Below are 4808 nucleotides of genomic sequence, written 5' to 3'. Positions count from 1 at the left end.
GTCCGGCCGCGCCCGGAGAGTGGAAGCGCTTGCCCGGCGCGCTGCGGCGACTAGCATTCGCCGCGGCGTCGAGCGCGAAAATCCTTGCCCCGCTTGGGTTTTCGTCTTCGTCGCGGCATGTCGAGAAACAGACCGGAGGTAGAGCATGAGCGCATCCGAACCGTCGCGGGAACACCTGCCGATAGCGGATGCGCCGAGACCTTCCGCCACTTCGCTCGACGCCCGCGACCAGGAGCCGGCGTTCAACCCGGTGCAGCCGCTGAACGCTCCGGCGGGGGCACCGAATGTGGTGCTGGTGCTGCTCGACGACATGGGCTTCGGCGCGTCCAGTTCGTTCGGCGGTCCTTGCCGGATGCCCGCCGCGGAACGGTTGGCCGATGGCGGGCTGCGGTATTCGCAGTTCCACGTCACCGCGATCTGCTCGCCGACCCGGCAGGCCCTGCTCACCGGCCGCAACCACCACTCCGTGGGGATGGGTGTGACCACGGAGATGGCCAGTGCGGCGCCGGGCTACACCGGCATCCGGCCGCGCAGCGCGGCCACGATCGGCCAAGTCCTCAACGGAAACGGCTACAACACCGCCGCGTTCGGCAAGTGGCACCAGACGCCCGCACGCGACGTCAGCGCCGCCGGGCCGTTCGACCGGTGGCCCACCGGTGAGGGATTCGAGAAGTTCTACGGCTTCCTGTGCGCTGAGATGAACCACTGGTACCCGGTGCTGTTCGACGGGACGAACCCCGTGGAACCGAAGCAGCGGCCGGAGGACGGCTACCACCTGTCCGAGGATCTGGTGGACCAGGCGATCGACTGGGTGCGCACGCAGAACACGCTCAAGCCGGACAGTCCGTTCTTCGCGTACCTGCCGTTCGGCGCGACGCACGCGCCTTACCACGTGCCCCAGGAGTACCGGGACAAGTATCGGGGCGCGTTCGACCACGGCTGGGACCGGCAGCGGGAAATCACGTTGCAGCGCCAGAAAGAACTCGGCGTCGTCCCACCGGACACGGAACTCGCGCCGTGGGCCGAAGGTGTGCCGCACTGGGACGAACTGTCCGAAGAGGAACGCGCTGCCGCGGCTTCGCTGATGGAGCTGTACGCGGGCTTCGCCGAGCACACCGACGATCAGGTCGGCCGCCTCGTCGACGCGCTGGACGAGATCGGCGAGCTGGACAACACGATGTTCGTCTACATCCTCGGCGACAACGGCGCTTCCGCGGAAGGCGGGCTCGGCGGCACGTTGAACGAGCACCGGTTCGCCACCGGCATCCCGGACAGCGCCGAGTTCATCAACGCGAACCGCGACGCGCTGGGTGACGCGACGACGCACGCGCACTACCCGGTGGGCTGGGCGCTGGCGATGAACACGCCCTACCAGTGGACCAAGCAGGTCGCCTCGCACCTCGGTGGCACCCGGGACGGCATGATCGTGCACTGGCCGCGCGGCATCGAGGAGCGCGGCGGAATCCGCAACCAGTGGCACCACGTCATCGACATCATGCCGACGGTGCTGGAAGCGGCGGGCATCCCGCATCCGGCTTCAGTGCAGGGCGTGCCGCAGCAGCCGATCGAAGGCACCAGCATGTGCTACAGCTTCAACGATGCCGAGGCGCCGGATCAGCACCGCGTGCAGTACTTCGAGATGGTCGGCAACCGCGGCATCTACCGCGACGGCTGGATGGCGGTGACCAGGCACGGAACTCCGTGGGAGATGGTGCAGGACGGCACTCGCCGGTCCTTCGACGACGACCGCTGGGAGCTCTACGACACCAATGTGGACTGGAGCCAGGCGCACGACATCTCCGCCGAACATCCCGAGAAGCTGCGCGAGCTGCAGCAGCTGTTCCTCGTGGAAGCGGCCAAGCACAACGTCTTCCCGCTCGACGACCGGATGACCGAACGGGAGAACCCGAAGGAGGCCGGTCGGCTCGACCTGCTCGGCGACCGGCGCACGATCACCTTCCACGCCGGGGCGAAGCGGCTCACCGAAGAGACCGCGCCGAACGTCAAGAACCGCTCGCACGTCATCACCGCCGACCTGGAGATTCCCGAAGCGGGAGCGGACGGCGTCGTGGTGGCGCAGGGCGGCCGGTTCGGCGGCTGGTCCCTGTACCTGCACGGAGGACGGCCGCACTACGCCTACAACTACTTCGGCACCGATCTCTACAAGCTCGCCGGCGAGCCGCTGGCGCCGGGCGAGCACGTCGTGCGGCTCGAGTTCACCTACGACGGCGGCGGAGTCGGCAACGGCGGCAAGGCGGTGCTCAGCGTCGACGACGTGAACGTCGCCGAAGGACGGGTGGGAGCGACGATCCCGTACTACTTCGCCTTCGACGAGACCTTCGACGTCGGGGTGGACCGGGCTTCCCCGGTGGTCGACGACTACCCGCCGGTGGACAACGCCTTCACCGGTCGGCTGCGGTCGGTCCGCTTCGACATGGCCGACGACCAGATCAGCGATGTCGCCGACGAGCAAGCCCGGGAACGGTTCCGGGCGGCGCACGACTGACCCGGGGCGAGCACCGGTCGTCGTTACGGTGACTCGTGTCGCCGGTGCTGGGAGGTCGGTGTGGAACGCCGCGAGGTGGAGTACTTCCTGGCCGTGGCCGAGAACGGCAGCTTCACGGCCGCGGCCAGAGCGTTGCGGATCGCCCAGCCGTCGCTGTCGGCCGCGATCGGGCAGTTGGAGAACCGGTTGGGCGGCAAGCTGTTCCACCGCCTCCCGCACGGCGTTCGGCTGACCCAAGCCGGTGAGGCGCTGCTGGAACCGGCACGTCAGGTGGTGCGCGATCTGAGCACCGCGCGCGATTCGGTGCGCCAGGTGCTCGGCCTCACCGCCGGGCGCCTGGACATCGTCGCGCAGACGACGCTGGCGGTGGATCCGCTGGCCGGTCTGCTCGGCGAGTTCTTGCACCACCACCCGAAGGTCGATGTCCGGGTGCTCGACCCTGAGTTGGGTGCGGCCGTGACCAGCAGCGTCCGCGCGGGCGAGTGCGAACTGGGGATGGTCGACACGACTTCGGACCCGGATGATCTGGAAGGCTTGCGGCTGCCGGGCCGGGAGGTCTACGCGGTGCTGCCGCCCGGTGGGCACGATCGCAAGCGGATCGGGCTTTCGGAGCTTGCGGCGTTGGATTTCGTCGCGACTCCGCCGGGCACTGCGACCCGCGCGGTCATCGAAGACGTCGTCGCCGCTCGTGATGCGCGTCCGCGGGTGGCAGTGGAGACCGCGCACCAGGCGATGATCGTGCCGCTGGTACTGGCCGGAGCGGGCGCCACGCTGTTGCCCGAATCGATGGCCGCGGGGGCGGCGCGCGAGGGCGCGACCGTGCTGCCGCTGCGCCCGAAGGTCGTCCGCGGCGGCCGGTTGTTCTGGCGGCCCGGCCCGCTGGCGCCGGCTGCTGCCCGCTTCGTCGAACTCGCCTCCGGACTCGCTCGAAGAAGTCGCACTGAGTAGTCGAGTGATTACGCACTGTCGATGCCGTGTGCTTCACTGTCGTCGATCAAGAAAGGAGGGCAAGATGGCTCTTATGGCTGACATGACCGGTCCGCACGTGTTCGAGCAGGTCGAAGAGCGCCCCCTCACCGTGGACGACTTGGAGACGATGCCCGATGACGGTCGCCGGTACGAATTGCTCGACGGGAGCTTGCTCGTGACCCCGGCGCCGGGGTACCGGCACCAAAGGGTCGTTCTGCTGCTCGGGATGCTGCTCGAAGAAAAGTGCCCGGAGGTATTCTCAGTTCTCCCGGCGCCGTTCGCGCTGCGGACGTCCAGTACCAGTGAGCTGCAACCGGACGTGCTGGTCGCCCCTGACGAGGACTTCACCGAGACGCACCTGCCGGTGCCGCCGACGCTGGTGGTCGAGGTCCTTTCCCGCAGCACCGCGCTGCACGACCGGAACTCGAAGAAGGCGCTGTACGAGGAGCTGGGCGTCGAGTGCTACTGGGTCATCGACCCGGCCATCCCCAGCGTGGAAGTGCACGAGCTGGACGATGAAGGCCACTATCAGCAGATCGCCGAGGTCAAGGGCTCGGACGCATTCGAAGCGGAGCGGCCTTTCCAGGTCCGCGTGGTGCTCGCCGAGCTGAGCAAGCGACGGGGCGGGGAATGACCACCGGCCCCGGCTCGTCACCGCCGGTGAGCCGGGACCGGCTGATCTGTCCGACCGCTGGTCTGCATGGTGCTTCTGATCGCCTGCCCATCGGCTCGGCGAACTCAGCGTCCAACTGTTCTCGCGCTCCAACCCGGTAAGGCAGCGCTACCCGTGCCATGCAGTAGCGCCAACCGGTCTCGATCCGCAACTCGTGGTCGTGATCCCGCCGCGGCTACTGCTGACCGCTGACCGCCGTAGCAGTGCTAGTGCGATTCCAGGAACGCGTACACGTCGGCTTCGTCCACGCCGGGGAAGGTGTCCGACGGCAATGCGGAGAGCACGTGCGAGTGCGCCCGCGCGGACGGCCACACCATGCCCTGCCACCGGTTGGCGAGTTCGGTCGGTGGCCGCTGGCAGCATTCGCCGTTCGGGCAGCCGGACTTCGAGTGGTTCGTCGTCTCCCGCCCCCGGAACCAGCGCGACTCGGTGTACGGCACGCCCAGCGTGATCGCGAAATCCCGCCCGCGGTTCGGGTCGACGTGCGCGACGCACCAGTGCGTGGCACCTGGTTTGTCCGTGTACTGGTAGTAGGTCGAATAGCGGTCTGGCGAGGCGAACACCATCCGGCCCGCCCAGTGCGGGCACATCCGCGGCCCTTCGATGGCGCCCGCCGGGTCGGTGGGGAAGACCAGCCCGTCGTTCTCGTACGCCTTGTAG

General features: G+C 68.3%; 3 protein-coding genes and 1 pseudogene. 3 read left to right on the top strand and 1 reads right to left on the bottom strand.

All coding sequences use genetic code 11. The annotated features are described in order from the left end of the window. The first annotated feature begins 145 nt into the window (after positions 1 to 145). The 3 genes from IJH84_RS28775 to IJH84_RS28765 all read left to right on the top strand — a co-directional run bounded on the left by IJH84_RS28775 (position 146) and on the right by IJH84_RS28765 (position 4109). Positions 146 to 2506 (top strand): arylsulfatase, encoded by a 2361-nt coding sequence (locus tag IJH84_RS28775; protein WP_295151181.1) that lies wholly within the window; start codon positions 146 to 148, stop codon positions 2504 to 2506. A gap of 60 nt (positions 2507 to 2566) precedes the next feature. Then, entirely contained in the window at positions 2567 to 3454 is an 888-nt protein-coding gene (locus tag IJH84_RS28770; RefSeq protein WP_200070943.1) for a LysR family transcriptional regulator, read from the top strand. Positions 3455 to 3518: 64 nt separating this feature from the next. Then, positions 3519 to 4109, top strand: coding sequence for a Uma2 family endonuclease (locus IJH84_RS28765; RefSeq protein ID WP_295151178.1), 591 nt, complete (start codon positions 3519 to 3521; stop codon positions 4107 to 4109). 245 nt (positions 4110 to 4354) lie between these two features. On the opposite strand, the pseudogene IJH84_RS28760 reads toward IJH84_RS28765, so the two are convergent. Next, a pseudogene (locus IJH84_RS28760) lies at positions 4355 to 4808 on the bottom strand (XRE family transcriptional regulator); the annotation flags it as partial.

The sequence above is a fragment of the Saccharopolyspora sp. genome (genome assembly GCF_017434145.1).
In the GTDB taxonomy this organism is placed as follows: Bacteria; Actinomycetota; Actinomycetes; order Mycobacteriales; family Pseudonocardiaceae; genus Saccharopolyspora_C; species Saccharopolyspora_C galaxeae.
Note: the sequence above shows the minus strand (reverse complement) of the source record. Positions and strands in the feature narration are given on the sequence as shown.